Raw genomic sequence first — 15,692 nt, 5'->3', positions numbered from 1 at the left:
CTTTATTTATTGGGTAAAAATAAGAATTTTTTGATTGGGAGCTAGCCACTCTATGTCTGAAGTTTCTCTATTAACTCTAAAACAATTCGGCTGTTTTATTGAAATCGCGGATTCTATGAAATAAAAAAATCTTAATAATATTGTATCCCACTTTCTAGAGAAGCTTACTGCGCGACAAAAAAAAACTTAAAAATAGGATTGATTTTTTTTTTTTAAAATCTTAAATAGTACAACTTAAGTGAATTGAATAGTATTTAAAAACCCAAAAAATAAGCGCAAACATTTAGAATATTTCGCTTCCCGATTTCTATTTAGCCTGATGATTTTGATTATTTCTGTGCTGCGAAATTTCAAGATTCTCATCTACAAAATACGCACTTCCAAAACCATTCACATAAGAGCCTTTCACAGGATGAATACCTATTAAGATAAAATCATTCATTTCAGAAATTACCTCCACTACTTTCCCATGTGTTTCTTTTAGTTGAGAAACTACAGTATTCCAAATCTCACAATTTCTCTCCACCTGCGAAGTATACGCATCAATCGTTAATCTCTCACGCGCATAAATTTGTTTTGTAGCACACTCGTCTTCAATAAACATGATTGAAGTTTTTTTTCCTTCTGCAAGATTTTGGGTATGTTTTGCCAAGAAAGAAACCAAAATATAGAATGTATTTTCTACTTGTACGAAGGGTGCATAGCTAGAATTGGGCGTTCCCTCAGCATCTAGGGTTGCTAAAATAAAACTTTTAGATTTTTGTACTAATTCTTTTATTTTAGAATCAAGCGGTTGTGCCTGTCTCTTAGAATCTTCCAGATTTTGGGAGTGATTCATCTACTACGATTTATTATTTTGCAAAAATACGTTAATTAGAATAAAAACAAATAAAACTAACACTGTAAAATCTCATATCGGGTAATTTTTTATCTGTTTTTTATATAAATTATATGTTGTAATTTTGTGCTTTAAATATTTGAATTTAAATCATTCATAAGATATGAGTACAACTACACAATACGTTCCTTATAAAGTTAAGGATATTTCCCTAGCAGAATGGGGAAGAAAAGAAATTACCCTTGCAGAAGCAGAAATGCCTGGTTTGATGGCTATTCGTGAAGAATACGGATCGTCTCAACCTTTGAAAGGGGCAAGAATTGCAGGATGTCTTCACATGACAATTCAAACTGCAGTTTTAATAGAAACTTTGGTTGCTTTGGGAGCTGAAGTTACTTGGTCTTCTTGTAATATTTTCTCTACGCAAGATCATGCTGCTGCTGCTATTGCTGCTGCAGGAATCCCTGTTTACGCTTGGAAAGGCTTAAATGAAGAAGAGTTCGATTGGTGTATTGAGCAAACTCTTTTCTTTGGTGAAGATAGAAAACCATTAAACATGATTTTGGATGATGGTGGAGATTTAACGAACATGGTTTTCGACAAATACCCAGAATTCACAAAAGACATCAAAGGACTTTCTGAAGAAACAACTACCGGTGTTCACAGACTGTACGAAAGAATGAAAAACGGAACTTTGGTAATGCCTGCAATCAACGTGAATGATTCGGTTACGAAGTCTAAATTTGATAACAAATATGGTTGTAAAGAATCTGCTGTTGATGCAGTAAGAAGAGCAACCGATATTATGTTGGCTGGTAAAAGAGTGGTAGTTTGCGGATATGGAGACGTTGGTAAAGGTACGGCTGCTTCTTTCAGAGGCGCTGGTTCTATCGTTACAGTAACTGAAATCGACCCAATCTGTGCTTTACAAGCCGCAATGGATGGTTTTGAAGTAAAAAGATTAGATTCTGTTGTAGATAACGCAGATATCGTAATTACTACTACTGGTAATTTCAGTATTGTGAGAGGAGAGCATTTCCTTAAAATGAAAGATAAAGCAATCGTTTGTAACATCGGTCACTTCGATAACGAAATTGATATGGCTTGGTTGAACGAAAACTACGGTCATACAAAATCTGAAGTGAAACCACAAGTTGACATCTATACTTTAGAAGAAGGTAAAGAAGTTATCATCCTTGCTGAAGGTAGATTGGTAAACTTAGGATGCGCTACCGGACACCCAAGTTTTGTAATGTCTAACTCTTTCTCTAACCAGACTTTGGCACAAATTGAGCTTTGGAATAATTCTGAAGCTTATGGAAATGAAGTATATATGTTGCCTAAACATTTGGATGAAAAAGTAGCAGCTTTACACCTTAAAAAACTAAGCGTAGAGCTAGAAGTACTTTCTACAGAACAAGCTGAATACATTGGCGTTGATGTAAAAGGACCTTACAAGCCAGAATATTACAGATATTAATTATTTGTAATTGGTAATGAGCTATTCATTGGCAATTAATCAATATAGAACGCTCCAGAATTTTTCTGGAGCGTTTTTTTGTTTAAAAAAAATCGATTTGCCTTCATTTTTCAAAAAACAGCGATATATTTTAAATATTTATTTTAAAAAACAATATATTTGGCTCAATTAAACATTAAAAACATAAATAATGAAAAAACAAGGAGTTTCAAATGCATTTGTAGCTGCATCATGGGTCGCATTGGGAGCAGGAATGGTAGGATTTATTGTTGGTTTGGCAAGAGCTGAAATGCAACTTAACGAAAAAGGATATTATTTTACCGTACTACTCTATGGTTTATTTGCTGTAGTTTCTTTGCAAAAGGCCGTCCGCGACCGATTAGAAAACATTAAAGTAACGGATATTTATTACGGTATTTGCTGGTTCGCCACACTTTCATCTATCGTCTTACTGGCAATCGGACTGTGGAATGCGACTATTCTGCCAAGCGAAAAAGGTTTTTATGGCTTTGCCTTTTTGCTGGCATTATTTGGCGCCATCTCCGTCCAGAAAAATACGAGGGACAATATGACTCAAGAATAAAACGACTTTCGCCCACCACATTTGGTGGGCTTTTTTATTATGCCTATATTTATTTCACAAAATATTGACATGAAATTCACACTACTTTCCTTTATTTGCTTTGTATTCTCTTTTAACATTATAAAAGCTCAAAACGAGTTTATTACCACTTGGAAACCCAGCAACATCCAGAATCCTATTCCAGACAGTCCTCCCTATATTTCGTCAAGCACGCAAGCTTGGGCTCCGTTTCGGGGAACAGGCTACACTATTTTTTGGGAAGAAGTAGGCTACCCTTCACATAATATGACGATGGCCAACGTTAGCTCTAGTAACCAAGTTCTATTAGATTTCGGAACACCGCACAATCCTATCCCAGGAAACGCTACCTACAAAGTGAAGGTAAGCAATGGCAGTGGTAACTTTTATAGAATAGCATTCCGGGATAATACTTTGATTGGGAATATGAATGATATTATGGGAGACAGCTCGAAAATTTTAGAAATCAATCAATGGGGTTCTATTGCATGGTCTTCTATGGGATCTGCTTTTAGTGGATGTACAAACTTAAATATGTTAGCTATTGATAGCCCTAATCTTATGGGAGTTTCAGACATGTCGTATATGTTTCAAGGCTGCTCTACACTTTCGGGAAATACCTCATTTAATAATTGGAATATCTCTTCTGTAACCTCTTTATTAGGAACTTTTAGCGGATGCTATCTTTTTAATCAACCTATTGGAAACTGGAATACAAGCAATGTACAAAGCATGGCCGCTCTTTTTTTAATGGCTCAAAATTTCAATCAACCAATAGGAAACTGGAATACTTCACAAGTAAGCGCTATGGATGCAATGTTTAACAGTGCTAAAAACTTTAATCAAGCTATAGGAAACTGGAATGTTTCTAATGTTTTGGAGATGGAATTCATGTTTGCTAATGCTTGGGCTTTTAATCAACCCCTTGAAAGCTGGAACACTTCTCAGGTAACAGAGATGAACGGAATGTTTTTATTTGCAAAAGCTTTCAATCAACCAATAGGGAGCTGGAATATTTCAAAAGTTACAAAACTTCAAAATATGTTCACTAGTGCTATCGTTTTTAACCAGCCGATTGGAAACTGGAATACTTCTAATGCGACTTCTATGTCTGCCATGTTTCAAAATGCAACCTCATTCAATCAAAATATCAGCAATTGGAATACATCGCAAGTAACCAGCATACAAAATATGTTTACCAATGCTACAATTTTTAATCAAAACCTAGGAAATTGGAATCTTTTTTCCCTCCTTTATGCCGGCGGAGTATTTAATAATTCAGGACTCAGTTGCCAAAATTATGACAGTACCCTGTATGGTTGGAGCATACATCCTCAAACACCCAATAACATCAACCTCAATAGTGCTTCGCCACTGATCTACACGCATCCGGCAGCTGTAAATGCCAGAAACTTTCTTATTACAACAAAAGGGTGGACAATAGCAGGAGATTCCTACGATGACAAATGTGAATCTATACTTTCTACGAAAGAAATAACCGCAGAAAACCAACTATTAATCTATCCCAATCCTGCTTCAGACTATGTTTACATTAAAAATTTAAAAGGTAGAGCCAACTACAAATTTTTTGACAATAGCGGTAGATTGATTTTACAGAATAGTTCAGATAAAAATAAAATCAACATCAGAACATTGACCAAAGGAAATTACTTTCTTCTGGTGGAAACAAAAGACATGGTGAAAACCTTTAAAATTTTAAAAAACTAACACCAAATAATATGAAAAAGTCATTTTTTATTATATTCGTCTTTCTTTCATGCTTTTTCCCGAAAGCACAAAATGAGTTTATAACGATTTGGAAACCCAGTAATACACAAAATACTTTTACCCACAACCCACCTTATGCATCATCCACCACCCAGATATGGGCTCCTTTTCGAGGAAATAATTTTACTATCTATTGGGAAGAAAACGGATACCCTACTCATAATGTTACATTAACCAACGTAACTTCTTCCACACAGGTTTTACTTGATTTCGGAACGGCACAGAACCCAAATGCCAATGCAGCAACTTATACTGTAAAAGTAAGCAATGGCAATGGTAATTTCCATCAAATTATGTTCAGAGATGCTACATTGGGAACATCCAACAGCACCATGGGTGATACAGCGAAAATGATAGACATTTCTCAGTGGGGAAACATACATTGGTCTGCAATGGAAAATGCCTTCGCAGGCTGCAACAATCTTAATATAACAGCGACAGATATTCCTGATTTGTCTTCTGTAAATAATTTAAACGGTACATTTCTAGGATGCACTAGTCTTATAGGGAATAACTCAATCAATAATTGGAATATTTCTTCCGTCAGCTCTTTGGTTTCTACATTCTCTTCTTGCTCCATTTTTAATCAACCTTTGAATAATTGGAACACTTCTAATGTTATATACATGGAAAACACTTTCCATTTGGCAAAGGCTTTTAATCAGCCACTTTCCAATTGGGATACTTCCAACGTGATAGATATGACCGCTATGTTTAATAATGCTCAAAGCTTTAATCAGCCCCTTGATAACTGGAATGTATCCAGCAATACAGATTGCGAATTTATGTTTTCTAATGCATGGGCATTCAATCAACCATTAAATAACTGGAATGTCTCTAATGTTGTTCTTTTTCAGAATATGTTTAACAGAGCTCTTGCTTTTAATTCAAATATTTCAGAATGGAATACTTCCAGTGCTGTAAACATGAGCGGAATGTTTCAATACACTCCTGCATTTAATCAAAATATCTCCAGCTGGAATACAAGCAATGTTACCATTATGAGTAGTATGTTTCAAAATGCAACTGCTTTTAACCAAAATATTGGAAATTGGAATACCTCTCATGTGACGACCATGGTTAACATGTTTAATGATGCTACGAGCTTCAATCAGAACCTTGGAAGCTGGAATCTTTCTTCTCTTTTGTACGCAAGCAGTATATTTAATAATTCTGGACTCAACTGCCAGAATTACGACAGTACACTCTATGGATGGAGGCTGAATCCTCTTACTCCAAATAATATCAGCATCAGCAATGCATCTCCTATGATCTACAGTCATCCCGCAGCAGTGGCAGCTAGAAACTTCCTCATATCAAACAAAGGATGGTCTATATCTGGAGATTCCTACAATCCTACTTGTGTTTCTGCTCTTTCAATAGACGAAGCTTCAATTCTATCACCACCTCAAATTTATCCCAATCCGGCTACAGACTTTATTTACCTAAAAAACTTCAAAGCCCTCGAATCTTTTAAAATATTTGATTATTCAGGAAGAATACTTATGCAAAATATTTTTAAAAACTACGAAATCGATATCAGAACGTTAAAGAAAGGAAATTATATTCTACAATTAAAAACAAAAAATGCTATTGAAAGTTTTAAATTCATAAAAAAGTAAAGCCTCAAAAAAAATGAGGCTTATTTTTCTATTTTAAATTTACTAAATATCGAAATGATTGGGATGTTTAGATTTGATATCATCTACAGTACCCAAAACTTTATCTTTCAATGTATCTTGATACTTTTGTAGATTTTCTGCAACTGCTTTGTTACTACTTCCAATAATTTTTGCCGCCAAAATCCCTGCATTTAAAGAACCATTCAATGCAACTGTTGCTACAGGAATACCTCCCGGCATTTGAAGAATAGACAAAACAGAGTCCCATCCATCAATAGAATTACTTGATAAAATAGGAACTCCAATCACTGGTAATGTGGTACAACTTGCCACCATCCCAGGGAGATGTGCTGCACCTCCGGCGCCGGCAATTATTACTTTCAGGCCTCTATCTTTAGCCGATTTTGCGTAATCAAACATTCTTTCTGGCGTTCGGTGAGCAGAAACCACCGTCAATTCGTAAGGAATCTCTAGAGATTTTAAAAAAATTGCTGCTTGTTCCATAATTGGCAAATCACTTTGACTTCCCATAATAATTCCTACCATTTTTCTTCTATTTATTAGATTGTTCAAAGATAAACATTCGCTATTCAAAATTTAATTTAAAATTTAAAATTAATGCTAAAATGGACGATAAAAACTAATGCTTCGTTCTTAAACAAAAGATTATCTTTGCCACTACAATAGGATATCTTGAAAGATTTCAAACTTACTTTAGCAATTTTCACCGTCGCCATTGTTTGGGGAACAACATTTTTAGCAATACGCGTAGCTGTGGAAACTATTCCGGCGTGGTTTGTGGCAGGAATCCGACAGTTTTTAGCGGCAATTATCATGATTTTGATTCTTCTTTACCGGAAAGAATTTAAATGGATTGGCTGGAAAAACCTGGGATATCAAATCCTTTTTTCAACATTAATGCTCATTATTGCCAACGGAATGACTACTGTTGCAGAAGAAACTGTAACGAGCAGTTTGGCTTCTTTAATGAGCGCTTGCTCGCCGATTGTAGTTTTTCTGGGAAGTGTAGCAATTGGTTTACAAAAATTTAGCTTCCGTGCTTTGCTGGGGATTATATTATGTTTTTCGGGTATTTTATTCATCTTTTGGGATGGTTTGAATGACTTGGCAAATCCAGATTACTTAATGGGAGTTATCTTTTTGTTTATAGCTATTTTAGGCTGGGCTTCCGGAACGATATTTACAAAAAAAATTAATATTCAAAGTGCCAATATTACGCTTAATCTATTTTATCAATTCCTTTTTGCAGGAATTGTTCAGCTTGTTTTTGCATTTTTGTTTTCAGAAAATTACAATTTCGGAAACTGGAGTATAAAAAGTATTTCTGCAATGATATATTTGTCTGTATTTGGGTCTGTAGCCGCATTTTTCGCATTTCATTATGCTTTGACAAAAATCTCTCCGGTTCAGGTTTCTATTTTGGCCTATTTCAATACCATTATCTCTATTTTTCTGAGTTGGTTTCTTTTAAATGAAAGTATTTCTGCAAAATTTTTAATTGCTGCAGTACTCATTATTGGTGGTGTTTTTATAATCAACTATAAACCTGAAATGTTTAAAAGGAGACGAGTTCAATAGTTTTCTATACTGAATAAAATCAAGATTAAAAATTTAAATTGAACAGAAAAATATCAGAATTTTTATTGTCACAACTTTTGCCCTTATTTTAGAATAACTGGTGCATTTTCTAAAAAAAAATATTTACCACAAAAAATAAGAATATCAATCTTGTATAAAATTAAAAGTTCGTCTTTTTAGTAAATGAGATACTTAAAATCACAAAAAAAATAATTTGGGAGATTTCACGGGAATAATTCTAATAACTTCTCTTTTATTTTTTCAGGTTTAAACTCTCCCTCATGATAATAAACCAACTTATAATTAGCGTCTAAAATAATCCACAACGGATAAACGGGCTGACTTTTATTTTTAGACAAAGCCAATGCTAGCTCATGAATGCCCGAATTTCCATTTGGAACATAGTTAAATTCTTTGCCTTGAAAATTAATTTTTTCTTTCGTTTTCTCAGCTTCAAAGTTGATAAAATTAAAATTTTCATTAATTATTTTAACCAATTCTTTATCCTTATTAATTTTATAAGATTCAATTTTGCAGATAGTACACCAATCGGTATAGATATGAATAATCGTAGGTTTTGCTTTGTCTTGTTGCTGAATTTCCCAATCCGAAAAAGTGCCTGTTTTTATCTGAGAAACACAAAAACACGGCACCAACATTAAAAATAAAAATATCTTTAAGTTTTTCATTTTAAAAAATATTGAATTTTCATTACTTTAGAATTTATTTGATGCAAAAATTTATTTAGAATAACATATTATTTAAAAAGGTAAAGGCACCTAAATCTGCTTTGCTAAGCTTGAAAATATAGCTTAATCAAATCAACTTGTTGATTCATCTTTGATCCTTAAAATAGAAGTTTTAATATTTTAAAAACTTTGCACTGAACACAGACAAATCAATCTTACTTTAAAATATATTTTACTCCTAAAAAACCTCTTATTCTCTGCATCGGAGCATAGCCATAGGTTGTATCAAATGTATAATGATTAGGATTACTGATTGGGTCATTTACATTAGTATCAAACGGATCAAAAGGTCGCATTAACGGATCTTTCGGAGTAAAATTGAACAAATTTTTCACACCAAAATATACTTCAAACCCGGACTTAAAACTTTTTGAAACCTGAATATTCGCCAAAGAATACAATGGTGAATATTCTGGTCGGTAATCGTTAGGTAAAACCGGCAATCGCATCGGCCCGTAAAACTGTCCGGTAAAATCTATGGCAAGATTATTCTTAATTTTATAGGTTAAACTATAGGTACCACTCCATTTCGGAGCATGAAGCTGACGGGATTTTTCTGTTTTATCATCAAATTTCTGATAAACATCTAAATAAGTAACACCCAAATTTATACTTAACGGAAAACTGAAACTGAAATCAACATTCATCGAGGCACCTCTTGAAATACCGTAACCATTCAAATTATCATAAGTAATTTTCTGAGGATCAGTATCAAAATCACCAACAATTTTATTGCTGAAATAGGTGTAAAATATAGAAGTATCAACATTAAGCAAACGTTCACCCATTGGGATTTTCAAGACATAATTTAAATTTCCGTTGATGGATTTTTCAGGCTTTAAATTAGATTGAATCACCACTTCCCGCGAACCCGTCAACGCTGCATGATCTTCGGTAAATAAATTCACCACCCTAAAACCCGTTCCAAAATTAAACCTAAAAATATGATAAGGATTCGGAGAGTATTTCCATGCAAAACGCGGCGAATGCACAGAGTGATGAATTTTATCGTAATCAAAACGGTAACCCAGCAATACCGTATTTTTTTCATTAATTTCCCATTGATCTTGAATAAATGCTCCAAAAATAGGTGACTTCATCGGCTGGTTGGTGGCTTCATCCGAACCCAATGTTCCCGGAGTATTGTCATCGTAAAATGTCTTTTTGAAAGTTAAGCCCAAAATAATATCATGGCTTCCCAGCTTTTTATCCCAATAGGTTTGCGCAAAAGCGACTTTCTGTAATGCTTGATAAGGTGTGTTTCCGTAAAATGAATTCTGATCGTGGTAATTATAGGAAAACTGAGTAAAGATTTGCTCCTTCAGTGGTAACTGATACATCCCAAAAGCCTCTACCCTATTCGTATAAATGCTTTCACCATACACTTCGTTGCTTCCACGAAATGATTTATTCCACTGCATTTCTCCACCAAAACGGTCTTCATATAAATACCGCAAGGCAAAACTCGCCATTCGGTTTTCTTTTCTTTTAAAATTCCATTTATTAAAAACAGAAATTCTATTTTGAAGCGCCGCATCCGTGAAATTATCTTTATTCTGGTCTATTTTTTCATTAAAACTGAAATAATTTAAACTCAATAAAGAAGCCGCATTTTTGCCAAGATTAAATTTTGTTGAAAAATCAACATTGTTTTCGGCCCAAGTTGTTGTCATCAAATTCATACTTAATTTCGGAGCAGTTTGGGCATTTTTTGTAATTATATTAATCACTCCACCCATCGCCTCAGAACCATACAGTGAAGAAGCTGGGCCTTTCACCACCTCAATTCTTTCAATAATGCTGTTTGGGATTCCACTTAAACCATAAACAGTGGAAAGTGAACTGACTATCGGCATCCCGTCAATCAAAATCATGGTGTATGGGCCTTCCAAACCATTAATATGAATATCTCCCGTATTACAAACCGAGCAGTTCAACTGTGGCTGTACGCCATTCACCATCGCAATCGATTCAAAAACGCTTGGTGTAGGATTTTTCTGGAAGAATTTCTGACTGTAAATTTCCACATTCACCGGACTTTTAGATTTGCTTACAGGCTTTATCGTTCCGGTTATCACAACATCGTCAATATCTTTTGTTTTGATTACTTTTCTTTCAGAAATTTTAACAGAATCGTTTTTTTGGATTTTATTTAAATCTAAACTGTCCGTTTGCTGAGCGAAACAAAACGAAGATAATAAAACAGCAGAAAGAAATATTCGTTTCATGAAATAAAATTGTTAGACAAAACTAATATTTATTTTTAGAACAACAAAACTCAAATAAAAAATTGTTTTTAATTTCAATTCATTAAAAAATATTAAATTTGAGATTCAACATAAGAAAGTAAAATGAGATACCATCAATCGGGAAATATCCCTCAAAAAAGGCATACAATTTTCAAATCGCCTGAAGATAGATTCTACTATGAGCAACTTTTCGGAACAGAAGGTTTTCATGGGATTTCTTCTTTGCTGTATCACGTTCATCGCCCTACACAAATCAAATCGATTGGAGAGCCGAAAGATGTAACCCCGAAAATTGCCGTAGACAAAAATGTTACTCCAAGAATGTTTAAAGGAATGAACGTTACTCCTGAAGACGATTTTATGGACAGCAGAAAGTTTCTTTTGGTAAACAATGACCTGAAAATGGGATTGGCAAAACCAAGAAAATCTATGGACTATTTCTACAAAAATGCTGAATGTGATGAACTTTTATACGTTCACAACGGAAGCGGAATTTTGAAAACTTTTGTAGGAAATCTTGAATTTTCTTTTGGTGATTATCTGATTATTCCTAGAGGTACAATTTATCAGGTTGAATTAAATTCTGATGACACGGTATTTTTCGTAGTCGAAAGTCACTCACCAATTTACACTCCGAAACGTTACAGAAACGAATTTGGACAATTACTGGAACATTCTCCGTTCTGCGAAAGAGATATTATTGCACCTACTTTTGTTGAACCAAAAGACGAAAAAGGAGAATTCTTAATTAAAGTAAAAAAAGAAAATCAGATTACCGATTTCATCTACGCAACGCATCCATTTGATGTTGTGGGTTGGGACGGCTATTTTTATCCGTATAAATTTAATATCAAAAACTTCGAGCCGATTACGGGAAGAATTCATCAACCGCCTCCAGTTCACCAAACTTTTGAGGCGCACAATTTTGTGGTTTGCTCGTTCTGCGCAAGAATGTATGATTACCATCCAATGGCAATTCCTGCACCTTACAATCATTCGAATATTGATTCTGATGAAGTTTTATTCTACACGGAAGGCGATTTCATGAGCAGAAACCATATCGATTTAATGGATTTTACTCTTCATCCAGGCGGAATCGTTCACGGACCTCATCCAGGAGCAATGGAAAGAAGTATTGGCAAAAAATTCACTGAAGAATATGCCGTTATGGTTGATCCTTTTAGACCATTAAAAATTACTGAGGAGGCAATGAAAGTGGAAGATCCTTCTTACAAAACTTCTTGGCTGGAAAGCGAAGATCATAGTCTGGAAGATCGTTCACAAGAGTGATTTTCTATTGTTTAAAATTATAAAAGGACTGAGTATAAACATTCAGTCCTTTCTTTTTAGCGAAATTTCATCAAAACATGATAAATATTTTCTCTTATTAATAGCCTGTAAAAATTAGATAAGCTATCTTTAAAGTAAGAAAGAAATAGTAAAATTTATCCTTTAAAATTTTAGAAAAATGTACAATTATATAAGTGCAGAAGAAGCTGTATACACAGTAAAAAGCGGAAACCGTGTATTTTTTCATGGAAGTGCGTGTACTCCGAATCATTTAATTGACGAATTGGCAAGACAGTCTCACCGTGTTGATAATGTAGAAATTGTTTCTATTACACAACAAGGAAATGTAGAAGTTGCAAAACCAGAATACAAAAATAAGTTTTTCGTTAACTCATTATTTGTTTCTACACCTGTGCGAGATGCCGTGAATTCTGACCGTGGAGATTTCGTTCCCGTTTTTTTAAGTGAAATACCCATTCTTTTCAGGAAAAACATTTTACCGATTGATGTAGCATTTATTACGGTTTCTCCGCCTGATAAACACGGGTTTTGTACATTAGGAACTTCTGTAGATGTTGCGAGAGCCGCAGTCGATACCGCTCAGACTATTGTTGCCATCGTCAATCCTTTGATGCCGAGAACACACGGTGACGGAATGATCCACATCAGCAAAATTCATAAATTAGTTTGGCATGAAGAAGAACTTCCGACCGTAGATTACGGAGCAAAAGTAGGTCCAGACGAAATGCTGGTAGGAAAAAATGTAGCGGAATTAATTGATGATAAATCTACTTTGCAAATGGGTATCGGAACTATTCCTGATGCGGTTTTAAAATGTCTGGGAAATCACAAAGATTTGGGTGTTCACACCGAAATGCTGAGCGACGGTGTGATTGATTTAATTCAAAACGACGTCATCAACAATAAATACAAAGGTTACAATGACAATAAAACCATTACGAGTTTCTGTTTCGGGACGAGAAAGCTGTACGATTATGTAGATGACAACACTGTTTTTTCTTTTGACGATGTAAGTACAGTTAATTTCCCGATCAACATTATGAGAAACAAAAAAATGGTTGCCATAAATTCAGCCATTGAAATTGATCTCACCGGACAGGTCTGTGCAGATTCCATCGGAACCATGCAGTACAGCGGAATCGGTGGACAAATGGATTTTATGCGAGGAGCGGCGCTAAGTGAAGACGGAAAACCCATTATCGCCATCACTTCAAGAACAAAAAGAGGTGTTTCCAGAATTGTACCTTTTCTGAAACAGGGCGCAGGAGTAGTGACCACCAGAGGCCATATCCATTGGGTGGTAACAGAATATGGAAGAGTAAATTTATATGGTAAAAATCTCAGACAAAGAGCTCAGGAACTTATCAGCATTGCACATCCTGATGATAGAGAAATGCTGGAGAGAGCGGCTTATGAAAGATTTAAACATTAAATTCAGGTAAAATTTTTCTTAGCAATGACACATTAGTAATTTCATACTTTTTATATGAAAATGCAAAAAATATTTGATTTTGCGTGAGGCGTTCTGGCGATTTTTAAAAATCAGTAGAAACCAAATGTATCTTGTGTGTTTATTTTATCTCTTGATTTCCTTTACTCTTTAAAGTTCCAAATTCTCTGATTTCAATTTTTATTAAAACTTTAACTAACAACCTTTTTTTTCCATTTTAACAGTTTCTCAGAATTTTGTAATTTGCATCCTAAATAAAAGTAAAAAATAGAAAATATGTCAACACTTACATTTGCCGAAAAAATTGCTCAGGCAGAGAACTTTTTGCCAATCAATGGTACAGATTATATCGAGTTTTATGTGGGTAATGCCAAGCAGGCAGCTCATTATTACAAGACGGCGTTCGGTTTTCAGTCTGTTGCGTATGCAGGTCCTGAAACAGGTGTGAGAGATCGCTCATCATACGTTCTTCAGCAAGGAAAGATAAGATTGATTCTTACAACTGGTCTGAAGTCTGACTCTCCTGTTAGCGAGCATGTAAAAAAACACGGCGATGGTGTGAAAATTTTGGCACTTTGGGTAGATGATGCCTATTCTGCATTTGAAGAAACTACAAAAAGAGGAGGAAAACCCTATTTAGAGCCTACAACTTTAACAGATGAGTTTGGTGAAGTAAGAATGTCCGGAATTTATACTTACGGAGAAACCGTTCACATGTTCATCGAAAGAAAAAACTATACAGGTCCTTTCATGCCTGGCTACCAGAAATGGGAAAGTGATTACAATCCAGAAGAAGCAGGTTTATTGTATGTAGACCACTGTGTAGGAAACGTAGATTGGGACAGAATGATCCCTACCGTTGAATGGTACGAAAAAGTAATGGGTTTTGTAAACATTCTTTCTTTTGACGACAAGCAAATCAACACAGAATATTCTGCTTTGATGTCTAAAGTTATGTCTAACGGAAACGGATTTGCTAAATTCCCAATCAACGAACCAGCAGAAGGTAAAAAGAAATCTCAGGTTGAAGAATACCTAGATTTCTACGAAGGTGAAGGCGTTCAACACATTGCTGTTGCTACTAAAGACATTATTCACACAGTTACTGAATTGAAAAAAAGAGGGGTTGAATTTCTTTCTGCTCCACCAGAAGCTTATTACGAATTGGTTCCTGAAAGAGTGGGACACATCGATGAAGATCTTAAAAAACTTCAAAGTTTAGGAATCTTAATTGACCATGACGAAGAAGGTTATTTACTTCAAATCTTTACAAAACCCGTAGAAGACCGTCCTACTCTATTCTTCGAAATTATAGAAAGACACGGTGCACAGAGTTTTGGAGCCGGTAATTTCAAAGCGTTATTTGAAGCTTTAGAAAGAGAGCAAGAAAAAAGAGGTAATCTTTAATTTTAACTAAAATATAGTTTTTGTCAGGACAAAAAATCCTGACAAAACTTTTTATAAACACAGAATTATGATCAAAATTTTCAGCGGATTATTTCTTGTAGGAGCTACTATTTTTGCCAACGCACAATACGGAAACATCAATGCACTTCTCACCAAACTGGAAGAGAGAAAGGGCATTAACCAAAACTTAAGCAACGTTAATATTGATGACAAAAAATTTATTCTCATTAAAGATTCTAAAGATCACACCGAAAGAGATTTTATCATCATGAAAGGCAATAAAGCAACTTATGTAGAAGTTTTTGACGACAAAGCAACGGGAGAAAGCTATTCTAATGTGTTTTCCGGAGATATTGTGAGAAGCAGAAAAAATATTATCTCTCTAAGAGCTGATTTATTAGAAAACAAGAAAGTTCCTATTCCTGTAACCAAAACACTTCTAATGACAAGGCTTGATGACATCTTATATCTTATTGATGTCAACAATAAAGACCGCTGGATTGATGAAGCTTCATTTTCAAAGACTAAAACTTCGTCTAAAAAATAAAAAAGCCACCCGCCAATTGGCTTATGGTTTTTAGAACTATTTTATCTAATA

General features: G+C 34.6%; 13 protein-coding genes. 9 read left to right on the top strand and 4 right to left on the bottom strand.

Annotation, left to right across the window (positions count from 1 at the left end; all coding sequences use genetic code 11):
- Nucleotides 1-307: 307 nt before the first annotated feature.
- On the bottom strand, nt 308-838 hold the full coding sequence (locus tag BW939_RS08700) for a HugZ family pyridoxamine 5'-phosphate oxidase (RefSeq protein ID WP_076451638.1): 531 nt from the start codon (nt 836-838) through the stop codon (nt 308-310).
- A gap of 163 nt (nt 839-1,001) precedes the next feature.
- Here BW939_RS08700 and ahcY point away from each other — a divergent pair, with 163 nt between their 5' ends.
- The 4 genes from ahcY (at nt 1,002) to BW939_RS08680 (ending at nt 6,329) form a co-directional block, all read left to right on the top strand.
- Nucleotides 1,002-2,318 carry an adenosylhomocysteinase gene (gene ahcY / locus BW939_RS08695; RefSeq protein WP_076451637.1) on the top strand — a complete coding sequence of 439 codons (1,317 nt, stop codon included), beginning with the start codon at nt 1,002-1,004 and terminating at the stop codon, nt 2,316-2,318.
- 190 nt (nt 2,319-2,508) lie between these two features.
- Nucleotides 2,509-2,901, top strand: coding sequence for an inner membrane protein YiaA (yiaA, locus tag BW939_RS08690; RefSeq protein ID WP_076451636.1), 393 nt, complete (start codon nt 2,509-2,511; stop codon nt 2,899-2,901).
- Between the two features lie 69 nt (nt 2,902-2,970).
- Complete coding sequence (locus tag BW939_RS08685) at nt 2,971-4,647, top strand: BspA family leucine-rich repeat surface protein (protein ID WP_159439261.1); 1,677 nt, start codon at nt 2,971-2,973, stop codon at nt 4,645-4,647.
- An 11-nt stretch (nt 4,648-4,658) separates the two neighbouring features.
- The gene (locus BW939_RS08680) at nt 4,659-6,329 is read left to right on the top strand and encodes a BspA family leucine-rich repeat surface protein (RefSeq protein ID WP_076451634.1); all 1,671 of its coding nucleotides are present in this window, start codon (nt 4,659-4,661) and stop codon (nt 6,327-6,329) included.
- 42 nt (nt 6,330-6,371) lie between these two features.
- Here BW939_RS08680 and purE read toward each other — a convergent pair whose 3' ends face one another.
- Nucleotides 6,372-6,875 (bottom strand): 5-(carboxyamino)imidazole ribonucleotide mutase, encoded by a 504-nt coding sequence (gene purE / locus BW939_RS08675; RefSeq protein ID WP_076451633.1) that lies wholly within the window; start codon nt 6,873-6,875, stop codon nt 6,372-6,374.
- A gap of 147 nt (nt 6,876-7,022) precedes the next feature.
- Here purE and BW939_RS08670 point away from each other — a divergent pair, with 147 nt between their 5' ends.
- A complete protein-coding gene (locus tag BW939_RS08670; protein ID WP_076451632.1) occupies nt 7,023-7,928 on the top strand; it encodes a DMT family transporter in 906 nt (301 codons plus the stop codon).
- A gap of 224 nt (nt 7,929-8,152) precedes the next feature.
- On the opposite strand, the gene BW939_RS08665 is transcribed toward BW939_RS08670, so the two are convergent.
- Complete coding sequence (locus tag BW939_RS08665; protein ID WP_076451631.1) at nt 8,153-8,617, bottom strand: thiol:disulfide interchange protein; 465 nt, start codon at nt 8,615-8,617, stop codon at nt 8,153-8,155.
- A 215-nt stretch (nt 8,618-8,832) separates the two neighbouring features.
- A complete protein-coding gene (locus tag BW939_RS08660) occupies nt 8,833-10,905 on the bottom strand; it encodes a TonB-dependent receptor plug domain-containing protein (RefSeq protein WP_076451630.1) in 2,073 nt (690 codons plus the stop codon).
- 123 nt (nt 10,906-11,028) lie between these two features.
- Here BW939_RS08660 and BW939_RS08655 point away from each other — a divergent pair, with 123 nt between their 5' ends.
- The 4 genes from BW939_RS08655 (at nt 11,029) to BW939_RS08640 (ending at nt 15,641) form a co-directional block, all read left to right on the top strand.
- On the top strand, nt 11,029-12,216 hold the full coding sequence (locus BW939_RS08655; RefSeq protein WP_076451629.1) for a homogentisate 1,2-dioxygenase: 1,188 nt from the start codon (nt 11,029-11,031) through the stop codon (nt 12,214-12,216).
- 178 nt (nt 12,217-12,394) lie between these two features.
- The gene (locus tag BW939_RS08650) at nt 12,395-13,669 is read left to right on the top strand and encodes an acetyl-CoA hydrolase/transferase family protein (protein WP_076451628.1); all 1,275 of its coding nucleotides are present in this window, start codon (nt 12,395-12,397) and stop codon (nt 13,667-13,669) included.
- A 294-nt stretch (nt 13,670-13,963) separates the two neighbouring features.
- The gene (gene hppD, locus BW939_RS08645) at nt 13,964-15,094 is read left to right on the top strand and encodes a 4-hydroxyphenylpyruvate dioxygenase (protein WP_076451627.1); all 1,131 of its coding nucleotides are present in this window, start codon (nt 13,964-13,966) and stop codon (nt 15,092-15,094) included.
- A 67-nt stretch (nt 15,095-15,161) separates the two neighbouring features.
- Complete coding sequence (locus BW939_RS08640) at nt 15,162-15,641, top strand: hypothetical protein (RefSeq protein WP_076451626.1); 480 nt, start codon at nt 15,162-15,164, stop codon at nt 15,639-15,641.
- The last annotated feature ends 51 nt before the right edge of the window (nt 15,642-15,692 follow it).

Source organism: Chryseobacterium piscicola, from assembly GCF_900156685.1.
GTDB classification, from domain to species: domain Bacteria; phylum Bacteroidota; class Bacteroidia; order Flavobacteriales; family Weeksellaceae; genus Chryseobacterium; species Chryseobacterium piscicola.
Note: the sequence above shows the minus strand (reverse complement) of the source record. Positions and strands in the feature narration are given on the sequence as shown.